13 protein-coding genes are annotated in these 15,299 nt (G+C 63.8%); 1 reads left to right on the top strand and 12 read right to left on the bottom strand.

Annotated elements, in window-relative coordinates; translation table 11 throughout:
• Positions 1–62 precede the first annotated feature (62 nt).
• The 12 genes from murB to mraZ are packed head-to-tail and all read right to left on the bottom strand — an operon-like array spanning position 63 to position 13,773.
• Positions 63–1,028, bottom strand: coding sequence for a UDP-N-acetylmuramate dehydrogenase (gene murB, locus NKH33_RS11680; protein ID WP_352471562.1), 966 nt, complete (start codon positions 1,026–1,028; stop codon positions 63–65).
• A complete protein-coding gene (gene murC, locus NKH33_RS11685; protein ID WP_352471560.1) occupies positions 1,025–2,431 on the bottom strand; it encodes a UDP-N-acetylmuramate--L-alanine ligase in 1,407 nt (468 codons plus the stop codon). Before murC ends, murB begins: the two co-directional genes overlap by 4 nt.
• A complete protein-coding gene (gene murG / locus NKH33_RS11690; protein WP_352453155.1) occupies positions 2,428–3,555 on the bottom strand; it encodes an undecaprenyldiphospho-muramoylpentapeptide beta-N-acetylglucosaminyltransferase in 1,128 nt (375 codons plus the stop codon). Before murG ends, murC begins: the two co-directional genes overlap by 4 nt.
• 1 nt (position 3,556) lies before the next feature.
• Positions 3,557–4,708, bottom strand: coding sequence for a putative lipid II flippase FtsW (ftsW, locus tag NKH33_RS11695; RefSeq protein WP_352919555.1), 1,152 nt, complete (start codon positions 4,706–4,708; stop codon positions 3,557–3,559).
• On the bottom strand, positions 4,708–6,108 hold the full coding sequence (gene murD, locus NKH33_RS11700; RefSeq protein WP_352831208.1) for a UDP-N-acetylmuramoyl-L-alanine--D-glutamate ligase: 1,401 nt from the start codon (positions 6,106–6,108) through the stop codon (positions 4,708–4,710). Before murD ends, ftsW begins: the two co-directional genes overlap by 1 nt.
• 8 nt (positions 6,109–6,116) lie before the next feature.
• Positions 6,117–7,199, bottom strand: a complete 1,083-nt coding sequence (mraY, locus tag NKH33_RS11705) for a phospho-N-acetylmuramoyl-pentapeptide-transferase (RefSeq protein ID WP_023676767.1) — start codon at positions 7,197–7,199, stop codon at positions 6,117–6,119.
• Positions 7,200–7,223: 24 nt separating this feature from the next.
• Positions 7,224–8,657, bottom strand: a complete 1,434-nt coding sequence (locus tag NKH33_RS11710) for a UDP-N-acetylmuramoylalanyl-D-glutamyl-2,6-diaminopimelate--D-alanyl-D-alanine ligase (RefSeq protein ID WP_352471557.1) — start codon at positions 8,655–8,657, stop codon at positions 7,224–7,226.
• Complete coding sequence (locus NKH33_RS11715; RefSeq protein WP_352919557.1) at positions 8,654–10,108, bottom strand: UDP-N-acetylmuramoyl-L-alanyl-D-glutamate--2,6-diaminopimelate ligase; 1,455 nt, start codon at positions 10,106–10,108, stop codon at positions 8,654–8,656. The genes NKH33_RS11710 and NKH33_RS11715 overlap by 4 nt, the downstream gene beginning before the upstream one ends.
• 54 nt (positions 10,109–10,162) lie before the next feature.
• On the bottom strand, positions 10,163–11,890 hold the full coding sequence (locus NKH33_RS11720; protein WP_352471555.1) for a peptidoglycan D,D-transpeptidase FtsI family protein: 1,728 nt from the start codon (positions 11,888–11,890) through the stop codon (positions 10,163–10,165).
• Between the two features lie 14 nt (positions 11,891–11,904).
• Positions 11,905–12,282, bottom strand: coding sequence for a cell division protein FtsL (gene ftsL / locus NKH33_RS11725; protein WP_352501064.1), 378 nt, complete (start codon positions 12,280–12,282; stop codon positions 11,905–11,907).
• 4 nt (positions 12,283–12,286) lie between these two features.
• Positions 12,287–13,318: a 16S rRNA (cytosine(1402)-N(4))-methyltransferase RsmH gene (gene rsmH / locus NKH33_RS11730; RefSeq protein ID WP_352501065.1), complete on the bottom strand. Its 1,032-nt coding sequence runs from the start codon at positions 13,316–13,318 to the stop codon at positions 12,287–12,289.
• A complete protein-coding gene (mraZ, locus tag NKH33_RS11735; RefSeq protein ID WP_352456172.1) occupies positions 13,315–13,773 on the bottom strand; it encodes a division/cell wall cluster transcriptional repressor MraZ in 459 nt (152 codons plus the stop codon). Before mraZ ends, rsmH begins: the two co-directional genes overlap by 4 nt.
• 404 nt (positions 13,774–14,177) lie before the next feature.
• Here mraZ and NKH33_RS11740 point away from each other — a divergent pair, with 404 nt between their 5' ends.
• A complete protein-coding gene (locus NKH33_RS11740) occupies positions 14,178–15,293 on the top strand; it encodes a cystathionine gamma-lyase (protein ID WP_352831211.1) in 1,116 nt (371 codons plus the stop codon).
• Positions 15,294–15,299: the final 6 nt, after the last annotated feature.

Genomic DNA, 15,299 nt, shown 5'->3' on the forward strand with positions numbered 1-15,299 from the left:
TCCGCAAAAACGGCAGCAAAATGTGAATTCATGAGTCCAAAAGGCAACGGCGGTCAGCTTGCCTAAAGCAACTGTCCGAGAAATTCCTGGACGGCATGGCCCGGCCGAAAATTACCGATGCGCTTGATCTCCCACTGCAGCCGGATGCCTGATCTTTCGAGCACGCGCGCACGCACCGTCTCACCGAGATATTCAAGCTCGTAGCCCGTGGCGGTTCCGGTGTTGATCATGAAGTTGCAATGCATCGGCGACATCTGCGCCCCGCCGACCATCAGGCCGCGGCAGCCGGCCTTGTCGATCTCCTTCCAGGCCGAGGTGCCCTCAGGATTCTTGAAGGTAGAGCCACCGGTCTTTTCGCGGATCGGCTGCACGGTCTCGCGATGGTTCTGGACAGCATCCATCGCGGCCTTGATCGCCGCCTTGTCCTCGGGAATGCCTTCGAGCAGCGCCGACGTGAAGATCAGCCCGGACGGCGCCGCTGAATGGCGATAGGCATAGCCCATATCGGCATTGCTCAGCGTATGAACATTGCCCTTGCGGTCGAGTGCCCGCACCTCGACCACGCGCTCGCGCGTCTCAACGCCATTGGCGCCGGCGTTCATCCTCAGCGCTCCGCCAATGGCGCCGGGAATGCCGTGGTAGAAATGAAAGCCACCGATGCCGGCCTCGTAGGCAACGGCCGCAAGGCGCTTGTCGGGTGTCGCGGCGCCCGCCTTGATCGTGGTCGGCGCAATCACTTCGGTCTCGGCAAAACCCTTGGCCGAAAGCCGGATGACAAAGCCCGCAATGCCGCCGTCACGGACAAGCAGGTTCGAGCCGACGCCGACGATGGTCAGCGGAATTTCCTCCGGCACCGCCTTCAGGAACGTGGCAAGATCGTCCTCGTCGGCCGGCTGGAACAATGCGTCCGCCAGCCCGCCGGCTCGAAACCAGGTGATCTTGTCCATCTCGGCATTGGGCATGATGCGGCCGCGCAGTCCGGCAAGCCGGTCGCCGAGCTTCTCGATCAACGCCTGGCCGCGCATCATGAGATGGTCCCGCCGAGTTCCCTGGGCAGCGCATAGGCCCATTGCGTGATGTTGCCGGCGCCGAGGAAGACGACGAAATCGCCCGGCTTCGCCACCTCGCGCACAATCGGCGCAATCGCCGCCGGACCTTCGATGTAGCGTGCGTCGCGATGGCCGCCGGAGCGGATGCGCGACACCAGTGCGTCGGACGTAACGCCGTCGATCGGCTCCTCGCCGGCCGCATAGACGGGCGCCACCATTACCGTATCGGCATCGTTGAAGCAGACGGAAAACTCGTCGAACAGATCGCGCAGCCGGGTGAAGCGATGCGGTTGGGTAACGGCGATGATGCGACCCTTGGTAGCGCTGCGCGCAGCCTTTAGTACCGCCGTGATCTCGACCGGATGATGGCCGTAATCGTCGAACACATCGACACCGTTCCACGAACCGGTATGGGTGAAACGGCGCTTGACGCCGGCGAAGGACGACAGGCCCTTCTTGATTGCCTCAGCCGAAAGGCCGAGCTCATGCGCGACGGCAATCGCCGCCGTCGCATTGGAAACATTGTGGCGCCCGGGCATAGGCAGCCGCAGGCCTGATATCGTTATCTGGCCGTGCGTCTTGCGGTCGCGGATCACCACGTCGAATTCCGAGGTCGGGCCGTCCATGCGGTGATTGGTGAAGCGCACGTCGGCCTGCGCATTTTCGCCATAGGTGATGACGCGCCGGTCCTCGATGCGGCCGACCAGCGCCTGCACCTCGGGATGGTCGGTGCACATCACACCGAAGCCGTAGAACGGCACATTCTCGACGAACTGACGAAACGCTTCGCGCACTTTGTCGAAGGAGCCGTAATGGTCGAGGTGCTCGGGGTCGATATTGGTGACGACGGCAATCTCGGCCGGCAGCTTGAGGAAGGTGCCGTCGCTCTCGTCGGCCTCGACCACCATCCATTCGCCGTCTCCCATGCGGGCATTGGTGCCATAGGCATTGATGATGCCGCCATTGATTACCGTCGGGTCGAGCCCGCCGGCTTCGAGTAGCGTCGCCACCATCGAAGTCGTCGTCGTCTTGCCATGCGTGCCGCCGATCGCCACCGCTTGCCGGAAGCGCATCAGTTCGGCCAGCATTTCGGCGCGCCGCACGATCGGCAGCAACTTCTCTCTCGCCGCCTTCAGCTCCGGATTGGATTTCTTGATTGCGGTGGAGACGACGACCACTTCGGCCTCGCCGAGGTTTTCGGCCTGATGGCCGACGAAGCATTCGATGCCTTTGTCGCGCAGCCGCTGCACATTGGCGCTGTCGGCCTGATCGGATCCCTGCACCTTGTAGCCGAGATTGTGCAGCACCTCGGCGATGCCGCTCATGCCGATGCCGCCAATGCCGATGAAATGCACGAGGCCGATCGTCTGTGGCATCTTCATGCGTGCGTCTCCTTCCTGAATTCCGAAACGGATTTCCTGGACGCAATAGCCTCTGTCAGATCGGCGAGCAACCGCGCGGCATCCGGTTTTCCGGACGATTTCGCCGCCGCGGCCATTGTCGCCGCCTTGCCTGGATCATCCATCAGCCCGCCGACAAGCACGGCGATCCGCTCCGCCGAAAGCGTGGATTGCGGATGCACCTCGGCGCCGCCCGCTGCCGCAAGGGCCGCCGCATTCGCCGCCTGGTCGTGGTCGAGCGCGTGCGGATAAGGCACCAGCAGCGCCGGCCGGCCGATCACCGCGATTTCCGATACGGTCGATGCGCCGGAGCGCGACATCACCAGATGCGCCGCCGCCAGCCGCGCCGCCATGTCGGTGAAGAAGGGCGACACCTCGGCCTCGATGTCAAGCGTGGCATAGGCCGCTTTCACCCGCGCCACATCGTCGGCGCGCGCCTGCTGGGTGATCGCCAGCCGCCTGCGCTGTGCATCGGAAAGCCGGGCGATCGCCGCCGGCACCGCATCGGAAAAGAACTGCGCGCCTTGGCTGCCGCCAAACACCAGAAATCGGAACGGCTCTTCACCGGCCGATGCGGCATAAGGCGTCTTCGCCGCTTCCAGCACTTGCGGCCTGACCGGATTGCCGGTGGTCACCGTCTTGACGCCTGTAGCACTTGTGTCTTCCGGTAGGAAACCACCGGCAATAGCGTCGACGCGGCCGGCGAGCGCCCGGTTGGCACGGCCCATCACAGCGTTCTGCTCGTGGATCAGCGTCGGCACCTTGCGCCGGGTCGCGGCATAGAGCGGCGGCAGCGTCGGATAGCCGCCGAAGCCGACCACGATGGCGGGCTTGACGCTGGCGATGACGGCCGATGCCTGCCGCACCCCGCGCCAGATTTTCCAAAATGCGGCGAGCACGGCAAAAGGATTTTTCGACCCCATCGTCGCCGACTGGATCGGATGGATGGCGGCCGCCGGGAACTGCCCGGCAAAGCGCTCGGCGCGTTCGTCCGTCGCCAGGTGCACCGCCCAGCCGCGCCCGGTCAGTTCGTGCGCCAGCGCCTCGGCCGGGAACAGATGTCCGCCGGTTCCGCCTGCCGCCAGAAGGATGACCCCCTTCGCCATCTCACTCCGCCGGCATCGCACGCGGCGACGGCATGAAGCCCAGCTGCTTGCGCTTTTCCGGGCGCTTGCGCGTCAGCGCCAGCACCATGCCCATCGAGATGGCGATCGCGATCTGCGAGGAGCCGCCGTAGGAGATGAACGGCAGCGTCATGCCCTTGGCCGGCATCAGCTGCAGATTGACGGCCATGTTGATGACCGACTGCAGGCCGAAGACCGTGACCAGGCCGCCAACCGCGTAGCGGGTGAAATCGTCCTGCTCCCTGAGCGCCGTGTTGAGACCGCGCAGCACGATGAAACCGAAGATGGACATCATGAAGAAACACATGATCAGCCCGAATTCCTCGCCGGCGACGGAGAAGACGAAGTCGGCGTGGCTGTCGGGGATGACCCGCTTGACAGTACCCTCGCCCGGCCCGACGCCGAACCAGCCGCCATTGATCAGCGCCTCGCGGCCCATGTCGACCTGGAACGTGTCGCCCTCGCCGGTCATGAAGCGGTCGATGCGGCCGGCAACGTGCGGGAACACCGCATAGGCAGCGAACACGCCGCCGACGCCGGCAGCACCCAGCGCGACGATCCACAGCCACGGCAACCCGGCCATGAAGAACATCACCCCCCAGGTGCCGAGCACCAGCATGGTCTGCCCAAGGTCAGGCTGCGCCACCAGCAGCGAGATGACCAGCGCAAGCAGCAACATGGCGAACAAATTGCCCGGAATGTCCGGCTGGCGCTTGTGCTCGGCGAACAGCCAGGCGCAGATGATGACGAAGGCCGGTTTCAGGAACTCGGACGGCTGGATCGAGAGGCCGGCAAGCGACACCCAACGCCGCGCGCCCTTCACCTCGACGCCGATATAGAGCACGGCCACCATCAAAAACAGCATGATGCACAGCATGACCAGCGCCATGCGCCGGATCTGCCTGGATTCAAGGAACGAGACGGCCAGCATCACCCCAAGTGCCGGAATGGTGAAGATAATCTGGCGCGTCGCGAAGTGGAAACTGTCTAGCCCGATGCGCTCGGCCACCGCCGGGCTTGCGGCGAAAGACAAAACGATGCCGAGCCCCATCAGCGACAGGAACGCCGCCAGGAACCACCGATCGATCGTCCACCACCAGGTCGCCACAGGGCTTTTGTCGAGACGGCTTTGCATTATCGTGTCCCTCCGATGGGCTTCACGCCATCAATGGCGGTTGCGGCTTGCCTGAACGCCTCGCCGCGGACTTCGAAATTCTTGAACTGGTCGAAACTGGCGCATGCCGGCGACAGCAGCACCACTGCCTCGCCGCTACTATCCCTGGCCGCATCGCGGGCGGCGTGTTCGACTGCCGCCGCCAACGTGCCTGATATCTCGTAGCGCACCGCTTCGCCCAGCGTCGCCGAAAAGGCCGGTGCGGCTTCGCCGATCAGATAGGCCTTGGCGATGCGCGGGAAGAAGCCGCGTAATGGCTCGATGCCGCCCTCTTTCGGCAGGCCGCCGGCAATCCAGTAGATACGCGCAAAGCTCGACAGCGCCGGTGCAGCGGCATCGGCATTGGTCGCCTTGGAATCGTTGACGAACAGCACATGCCCTTTGCGGCCGACCTGCTCCATGCGGTGCGCCAGCCCAGGGAAACTCTCCAGTCCGGATTGGATCTCGCCGAGCTCGAGCCCGACCGTGAGGCAGGCGGCGGCGGCGGCCAGCGCGTTCTGCGCATTGTGCTGGCCGCGCAACGAGCCGATGCCTTCGAGGAAGGCGACACGGCTGTAGCGGCCGTGCACGGCTTCCATTAAGTTGGTGCCGTCAGCGAAATAGCCGTCGGTCAGCGGCAGCCGCTTGGAGATGCGGATGACCTGCCGGCCGGCCCGCTCCAGCCGATCGGCGATCTGGGCGCACCAGGAATCGTCGACACCGATGATTGCCGTCTCGCTGCCGGCCACCAGCCGCTCCTTGATCGAGGCGTAGTGTTGCATCGTGCCATGGCGGTCGAGATGGTCCGGCGTCAGGTTGAGCAGCACACCGGCCGTCGGGTTGATCGAAGGGGCAAGATCGATCTGGTAGGAAGAGCACTCAACCACATAATGCCGTTCAGGCTGCGGCGGATCGAGCGTCATCACTGCGCGGCCGATATTCCCGCCCATCTGCGTGTCGCGCCCAGCCGATTTTAGGATGTGCGCCGTCAGTGCCGTGGTCGTCGACTTGCCGTTGGTGCCGGTAATGGCAATGAAAGGTGCTGCCGGTGCCAGCAGCATCCGCTCGCGGCAGAAAAGCTCGATGTCGCCGATGATCTCCACGCCTGAGCCCCGCGCCAACTCGACGGTCCAGTGTGGCTTGGGATGCGTCAGCGGCACGCCGGGCGACAGCACGAAGGCGGAAAACCTCGCCCAGTCCGCACCGCGCAGGTCCGCTGTCGTGATGCCGACCGCGCCGGCCTTGGCGACGCTGTCGGGATTGTCGTCCCAGGCCAGCACATCCGCGCCGCCCTCGATCAGCGCGCGCGCCGTGGCAATCCCCGAGCCACCGAGCCCGAAGAGCGAAACGCGCTTGCCTGAAAAGGATGCGGCGGGGATCAAGCGGCCTCCTATCTGAGCTTCAGGGTCGACAGGCCGACCAGCGCCAGGATGACGGCGATGATCCAGAAGCGGATCACCACCTGGCTTTCGGTCCAGCCGAGCTTTTCGAAATGATGGTGGATCGGCGCCATCAGGAAGACGCGCTTGCCGGTCATCTTGAAGTAGCCGACCTGGATGATGACCGAGAATATCTCGACGACGAACAGACCGCCGACGATGACCAGCACGATCTCGTGCTTGGTCGCCACCGCGACCGTGCCGATCAGCCCACCCAGCGCCAGCGAGCCGGTGTCGCCCATGAAGATCGCCGCCGGCGGCGCATTGAACCAGAGGAAGCCGAGACCGGCGCCGATCACCGCTCCAAGGACCACCGCAAGTTCGCCGGTGCCGGGCACGAAATGGATCTGCAGATATTCGGCGAACACCGCGTTGCCAGAGAGATAGGCGATGACGCCGAAGGATGCGGCCGCGATCATGATCGGCACGATCGCCAGCCCGTCGAGACCGTCGGTCAGGTTCACCGCATTGCCGGCGCCGACGATGACGAAGCACGAGAACGGGATGAAGAACCAGCCGAGATTGACGAGAAACTCCTTGGCGAAAGGGAATGTCAGCGATGACGAGAACGGCGCCTGGCCGTTATGCATGATCACCCAGGCGGCGATGCCGGCGATAACGAATTCGAGCCCCAGCCGCGCCTTGCCGGAAAAGCCGAGATGCGATTGCTTGGTTACTTTGAGATAATCGTCGTAAAAGCCGATCGAGCCGAATCCCAGCGTCACCAGCAGGACCACCCAGACGTAGATGCTCGACAGGTTCGCCCACAGCAGCGACGAACCGACGATGCCGGACAGGATCATCAGTCCGCCCATTGTCGGCGTTCCCGCCTTCTTGAAATGCGTCTGCGGCCCGTCGGCACGGATCGGCTGGCCCTTGCCTTGCCGCAGCCGCAGCGAATTGATGATGGTCGGTCCGAAGATGAACACGATCAGCGCCGCTGTGATCAGCGCTCCGCCGGTGCGGAATGTTATGTAGCGGAAGACGTTGAAGACCGAGATCTTGTCCGCAAATTCGACGAGCAGTGTTAGCATGCGCTTGCGTCCCCCGGACCGATCCTAGGTCTGTCTGCTGGTTGTGGCTTCCGCCGGAAACTTGCCGAGCAACGCCTCGACCAGCTTTGAAAAGCCTATGCCCTTCGACGATTTGATCATGACCACGTCGCCGGGCTTCAATTCCGATAGAAGAACCGGTTTCAGATCTTCCGCACCGGCGCGGTATTCCGTCTTGATCTCGTCGGGCAAAACGTCGGCCAGCGCCCGCATTTCCGGGCCGCCGAGAAAGACCGTGCGCGTGTCGGTGCCGACGATCAGACCGGCAAGCGCGGCATGCAATTTCGCCGAATGGCTGCCGAGCTCGAGCATATCGCCGAGCACGGCAATGCGCCTGCCCTCGCCCGACACCGGCGTCGTGTTGAGCAGTGCCATTGCAGCGCTCATCGACGCCGGATTGGCGTTGTAGCTCTCGTCGATCAGTGTGATCGGCCCGTTGGGGTGACGCAACACATAGCGCTTGCCGCGTCCGCGTTCGGGCGAAAGATCGGCCAGCGCCTGCGCAACCCTGTTAACGTCGGCACCGACCAGATGCGCGGCACCAAGCACCGCGAGCACGTTCTGCACCATATGGCGGCCCGGCGCGCCGATCCTGGCGACAATCTCGTGCCCGCCAATCTTGGCGGTGATGACCGAGTGATCGGCATTGAGCTCGCATTTGATCAGTTTGAAGGTCGCCCGGGCATTCTCGCCGAACCCGTAGACATGCTCGACGCCGGCCTCTTTGGCCATCTTCTCCAGCAGCTTCCAGCGCGCATCGTCGCGGTTGAGAAGGGCGGCGCCACCGGGCTCCAATCCCTCGAAAACCTCTGCCTTGGCCTTGGCGATCTCGTCCAGGTTGCGGAAGAAGCCGAGGTGAGCGGCCGCGATCAACGTGACGATGGCGACATGCGGCCGGACCATCTTGACCAGCGGCCGGATCTCGTCGGGATGGTTCATGCCGATCTCGAAGACGGCATAGTCGCAATCCTGCGGCATGCGCGCCAGCGTCAGCGGCACGCCCCAGTGATTGTTGAACGACTGGGCCGATGCATGCACCGTACCGACCGCGGAGAGAGCGTGGCGTAGCGCTTCCTTGGTGGTGGTCTTGCCCGCCGATCCGGTCACGGCAATGACCCTGGCCTTTGAGCGTGCGCGCGCCGCAACGCCGAGCTTTTCCAGAGCGACAAGCACGTCCTCCACGACGATCATCGGTGCCGTCAGCCGCCCCAGCGACGGCAGCTTGCCCTCGGCGACGACCAGCACGCCGGCGCCCGCCTTGATAGCGGCGGTGACGAAATCATGGCCGTCCATGGCCTCGCCCTTGATGGCGAAGAAAGCGTCTCCCGGCTGCAGGCTGCGGCTGTCGATGGAAATGCCGGCGATGGCTTCAGGCATCGGACCGAGCGGCCGGCCATCCATGGCGGCAACCAGCGCCTCGGAGGTCCACAGATAGCTCACGCCGCTTGCTCCCGCAGCGCCGAGCGAACTTCCTCATGATCGGAAAAATGCAGCGTCTCGGTGCCGATGGTCTGGCCTTCCTCATGGCCCTTGCCGGCCACGATCAGCGTGTCGCCAGCGTGAAGCATCCCGACCGCCTCGTGGATGGCCTTGCGCCGGTCGCCGATCTCGATGGCGCCAGGTGCGGCTTCCAGGATCGCGGCGCGGATCGTCTCGGGTACTTCCGAGCGGGGATTGTCGTCGGTGACGATGACCACGTCGGCCAGTCTTGTGGCGATCTCGCCCATGATCGGCCGCTTGCCTCGGTCCCGGTCGCCGCCGCAACCGAATACGACGATGACGCGGCCGGTGGTAAAGGGGCGCACCGAAGCCAGCACGTTTTCCAGCGCATCCGGCTTGTGCGCGTAGTCGACATAGACCGGCGCGCCGTTGGCGGCCGTCCCGACAAGGTCGAGCCGTCCCGGCGCGCCCTTCAATTTCTCCAGCGCCATCAACGCTTTGGCAACAGATGTTCCAGTCGAAATGGCGAGTCCGGCCGACACCAGCGCATTTGCAATCTGGAAGTCGCCGGCCAGCGGCAAGTCGACTTCGTGGAGAACGCCGTCCGCTTCGACCTCGGCGCGCTGGCGGTGGCGCTCGTGCTCGACCCGCTTCAGCCGCAGGAAATCGCCGTGGCGGCCGACCGTCAGCACGTTCAGTCCCGCTGCCCGCGCCGCCTTGATCGTCGGCTCCGACCACGGGTCGTCGGCAAAGATGACCGCCGGCGCGCCCTTCGGCAGCAGCGCGTCGAACAGACGCAATTTGGCGCGATGATACTCCTCGACCGTCGGATGATAGTCCATATGGTCGCGGCCGAGATTGGTGAAGCCGCCGGCCGCGAGCTTGACGCCGTCGAGCCGGCGCTGGTCGAGGCCATGGCTGGACGCTTCCATCGAGGCGTGGGTGACGCCGGCCTCCGCCAGCTCCTTGAGCAGCCTGTGCAGTGCCACCGGATCCGGCGTGGTCAGCGAGCCATATTCGTTGCGGCCCGGCGCCACCACGCCGGTCGTGCCGATCGAGGCGGCGGCAAAACCCGCCTGCTCCCATATCTGCCGGGTGAATGCGGCGACCGAGGTCTTGCCGCTGGTTCCGGTCACCGCGACCATGGTTTGCGGTTGCATGCCGAAAAAACGTGCAGCACTCAGCGCCAGTGCAAGGCGCGGATCGTCTACGACAAGAACCGGGACTGGCAGCCCGGCGACCGCACTGCCTTTGCCGACCACGATCGCTGCAGCGCCGCGGCTTGCGGCATCGGCTGCGTAGGCTGCGCCATCCGCCTTGGAGCCGGTGAGCGCGAAAAAGACGATGCCCCGTGTTACCTGGCGGGAATCCGACGAAATCCCTGTAACCTCCATGTCGAAGGAAGCTGTCCCCTCGACAGGCAGGATACCGGCTAGATTTTTCAGCTTCATCGAACCCCGTTCATCGCAACAAAATAGCGCGCAGTTGCCGGCGCGCCCCAAGAATCACTGATAGGAAACCAGCGTTGCACCATTTTCATGGCTGAAATCTGGCTTCACGCCAAGCATGGAAGCCGCACGTCGGATGATGTTTGCAGCCATGATGCCCGCGTTCGAGGCGGCCGTACCACCCATGCCGGGCTTTTCCGGCTTCGGTTCGTCGGCGATCGTAAGCACTATGTATTGCGGATCGTCCATCGGAAAAGCCGCAACGAAGGCATTGAAATTCTTTTCCTTCGAGTAACGGCCGTTGACAACCTTCTCCGCCGTTCCCGTCTTGCCGCCCACCCGGTATCCTGGCACCCGTGCATTGCGGCCGGATCCCTTTTCGGCATTGAGGGCATAGAGATAGCGCATGCCCTCGACCGTCTTGTCGCTGACCACTTTCTTGGCCACCGCCATCGCCTGCTCCTGCGTGCGCGGCAGGAAGGTCGGGTCCATCAGATAGCCGCCATTCATCAGCGCGGCGCAGCCGACCGCTGTCTGCAGCGGCGTCGTCGACACACCGTGGCCGAAGGCGATGGTGATCGAATTGACCTGCTTCCAGACCTTGGGCTCGGTCGGCCGAGCCACTTCCGGCAGTTCGGTCTGCATCTTCTCGAGGATTCCCAGGCGATGCAGGAATTCGCGGTGTCCGTCGATGCCAACCGCTTCGGCTTCCTTGGCAGAGCCGATATTGGAGGAGTAGATGAACACTTCCGGCACCGACAGTACCCGGCCCTTGCCATGGAAATCATGGATGGTTTGATGGCCGATCCTGATCGGGCGCGACGCGTCGAAGCGGCTTTGCAGCGTTATCTTGCCGGAATCGAGCGCCATAGCGGTGGTGAAGCTCTTGAAGGTCGACCCCATTTCATAGAGGCCGGCCGACATACGGTTGAGCCTGTCCTTGTCCTGCGCGTTATAGGGGTTGTTCGGATCGAAATCCGGAACCGACGCCATCGCCAGCACCTCGCCGGTCTTGACGTTGAGCACGACGGCGCCCGCCGCGATCGCGTGGTACTTTTCCATACCGGTGGCGACCTCATCGCGCACGATATGCTGGACGCGCAGGTCGATCGAGAGCTGCACCGGCTTCAAATCCTTGGCCACCGCCAGACCCGACGCCTGAAGGTCGCTCAAGCCTTGTTCGTCGATGTATTTCTCCATGCCGGAGATGCCCTGATTGTCGATGTTGGTGAGGCCGACAATGTAGGACGAGGTTTCGCCGGCCGGATAGAACCGGCGCTTTTCGGTGCGAAAGCCGAATCCGGGGATGCCGAGTTGCATGATGTCGGCCTGCTGCTTCGGCGTCAGTTGCCGCTGCAGCCAGACGAACCCGGCGCCGCTCTTCAGCTTGTTGTATGTCTGCTCGTAGTCGATCTCGGGAAGCACCGTCGACAGCTTTTCGATCGCCTCGTCGGCATCGACGATGCGGCGCGGTTCGGCAAACAGCGACGCGGTCTTGATGTCGGTCGCCAGCACTTCGCCGTTACGGTCGACGATGTCGGGTCGCGATGCCGTCACCCGGCTCTGCGGGCCGCCCGACAGGTCGGGATTCTGGAAACCCAGATAGACCAGCCGCCCGGCAATGGTCGAATAGATGCCGAAGAACACTGCCATCGTCATGACGATGCGGGTCCTGCCCTTGCCACCGGTCGCCTTGCGGGCACCTTCGACCACGATTGATCCGCCTGCACCGGGCTTCGAACCGCGCTTCAGCAGCCTGCCAATCTTTGGAAATCTGGCAGCCATTGGAAATCCGGTGATCATTGGACGACGCCTCCGGTCACCACGGGATCCTTGCCGCCGATATCGGCCATGCCGCCCAGCCGCTGCGATGAAAGGTCCTCGATATTGACGGGTTTCGCCGGCAGATCGTCCAGCCCGACGATCTGCCGCGCATTGACCGGCTCGAGTCCGAGTTGCGATTTGTAGATTTCGGTGAGCTTCTGCAGGCGCGACGGCTGGGTAAGCAGGCTCCAGTCCGCCTTGAGCAGGTCGATCGTGTCCTCCTCATAACGGATCTGCGCCTGGATCTTGTGCACTGCCGCCAGTTGCTCCTCGGCCTCGCGCTTGGTCTTGTAGGTCAGGGCGGCCGCCGAAACCATCACGGCGATCAGGACTATGTCGCTGGTACGAAACACGTGCTCACCTCTCTCCCGGTCGATCGGCGCCGGGAAGCTTTGGGCCAGGCAGTTTTGGCAGGCCGAAAATCGAAAAATCGCCGGCGCGCGCCGGCGCCTCTGTACGGATCGCAGCGCGCAGCCTTGCCGAGCGCGCCCGCGGATTTGCCGTTATCTCGGCATCGCCAGGCGTTACGCCGCCGCCCTTCTTGGTGAAGGTGGCGGTGCGCGCCTGCGCCTCGGGCAGGTGCCGCGATCCGGTCGCTGAATCGGCTCTGTCGGCGATGAAGCGCTTGACGATGCGGTCCTCCAGGGAATGGAAGGTCACCACGACAAGCCGCCCGCCCGGTTTCAGCACGCGCTCTGCGGCAAACAGTGCCTTGGCCAGTTCACCGAGTTCGTCGTTGACGAAGATGCGCAGCGCCTGGAAAACGCGGGTGGCCGGATGGATCTTGTCCTTTGGCGCGCGACCGATATGCGTCTCGATGGCATCGGCAAGATCGAGCGTGCGCTGGAAGGGGCGTTTTTCGCGACGGCTCTCGATCATGCGGGCGATGCGCCCGGCATGGCGTTCCTCGCCGAGAAAACCGAAGATGCGGGCAAGATCGCCCACCTTGAAGGTGTTCACGACGTCGGCGGCGCTCAGGCCCGCCTGCGCCATGCGCATGTCGAGCGGCCCATCGGCCCGGAACGAAAAGCCGCGCTCCGGCTGGTCGATCTGCATGGAGGAGATGCCGATGTCGAGCACGACGCCATCGGCACTTTCAACCTGTTCGTCGAGCGTCGAGAACGGTGCCTGGACAAGCCTGAGCTTGCCGCCGGACTGCTGTTCAAGGGCCCGCCCCGCCGCGATCGCATCCGGATCGCGGTCGATGGCGACGACCGAGGCTCCGCTTGCCAGAATGGCCTTCGTGTAGCCGCCGGCACCGAACGTGCCGTCGACGATCACCTCGCCTTTTGTCGGCGCCAGCGCCTCCAGAACTTCGGCAAGGAGGACCGGAATGTGACGGGCTGGTCCGCCAACGGCATGAACTTCATCGCCGTCGCCCGCCATCATTCCGGCCGCTCCTCGGGCTTCGTCCCCTGCCGAAGCTGCAAAAGCCGGGCGCGTGCTTCCGTCCCATAGGCGCTGAGCCGTCCCGGCTCCCAGATCTGAAAGAAATTGCCGCGGCCAACGAAGGCCACTTCCGCTGAAATGCCGGTATGCTCGCGAATGAAATCGCTCATCGTGATACGGCCGTCCTGGTCGAGCTTCAGAAACGTTCCATCGCCATGGCAGAAGAACGACATGTCGTCCGCCGTCTGCAGGAACGGGTCTTCCTGGGCGATGCGCTGCTCGTAGCGATCGAGCAGGTCGAGCCCACCGACATCCATCGCCGGGCGATCCAGGCAGCGTAGCGCATAAAGTTCCGAATAGCCGCGTTTCTGCACAACGGCACGGAAATGCGCCGGCACGGACACCCGTCCCTTCGCATCGATCCTGTTCACCGCGTTCGACAGAAACCGGTCCATTACGCGTTACGGCCGCTTGCGCCGCCGCACCCCTCTGCATCTTCCTGTCCGCGCCGCCCCGGCCCGGTCGACGTCCAAAACCCGCTTCGTTGTGACGGGCGAACGCAGGCAAACGCGCAGCCGCCGCGGCTGCCCGATTGGCGTACGCTTCACCCTGACACGGAACGAAGGCTCGAGTATCGGAATGGGATATCATGGGGTGTTATGGGCGTCAACGGGAACAGTTTTCAAAACACGCCTGCCACGACTGGGGAGAGCAGCTTTGACGGCACTCCCGTCTTTATCCTCTATTAAGCCTAACGAAGCGTTTAGAGCCGTGTGGCCCAACCGGAGCCGACTTGCTGCGGATCGCTGCCGCGCATAGCCTCGGCATCCCTTTTCCGGTCAGTAACGAGGTTGAAACCATGTCCGAAACAGCCAAGTCACGCGCCGCGGCACTTCCCCATCTGCGCCGCGGCGGGCTGGCCAAGGGCGACCCGATCCCCTTGCCCCTGACGATGGCCGCCATCTTTCATGCGCCCGGCGACGCCACCGGCTTCGATCAATATGGCCGCTTCAGCAATCCAACCTGGGATGCGGTCGAGCACATGCTGGCGCATCTGGAAGACGCCCCATGCGTCGCCTTTCCCTCGGGGATGGCTGCCATCTCGGCAGTATTTTTAGGCCTGCTCAAAGCCGGCGACCGTATCCTGCTGCCGTCCGACGGCTATCACACGACGAGAGCGCTGGCAGAGCGCTTCCTGAAGTCCTTCGGCGTCGCTTATGATGTCCGGCCGACGTCGAGCTTCCTCGACGGCGGCTTCGACGGATACCGGCTTGCCTTCGTCGAAACGCCCGCCAACCCGGGACTGGATATATGCGACATCGCAGCCGTCGCCGAAGCCGTGCACAAAGCGGGTGCGGGGCTTGTGGTCGACAACACGACGATGACGCCTTTCGGCCAGCGCCCGCTCGATCTCGGCGCAGACATCGTCATTGCCGCCGACACCAAGGCACCAAACGGCCATTCCGATGTGCTGTTCGGCCATGTCGCCAGCCGCGACGCGGACATTATCTCGAGGGTGACCGACTGGCGCGAGACGTCGGGCGCCATCCCCGGGCCGTTCGAGGCATGGCTGGTGCATCGCGGCCTCGAAACGCTGGACGTGCGCTTCGACCGCATGTGCGCTTCCGCCGAAATGATAGCGCGACGACTGAAAAACCATCGCGCGATCAGCGGCTTGCGCTTTCCGGGACTGGAGAGCGATCCATCGCACAATCTTGCCCGCGCCCAGATGGAGCGCTTCGGTTTTCTCATCTCCTTCGTGCTCGCCTCGGAGGACAAGGCCGAGGATTTCATCAACAACTGCGCCTTGATGCAGGCAGCGACTTCGTTCGGCGGCGTACACACTTCGGCCGAACGGCGATCAAAAAGGGGAGATGCCGTTCCCCCCGGCTTCGTTCGCCTGTCGATCGGCTGCGAGCCGGTGGAAGAGCTTTGGCAGGCGATCGAGGCGTCGCTGGACGCAATCGGTGGCTGAATCGGC

The organism is Mesorhizobium sp. M1182 (assembly GCF_040318335.1).
Lineage (GTDB): Bacteria > Pseudomonadota > Alphaproteobacteria > Rhizobiales > Rhizobiaceae > Mesorhizobium.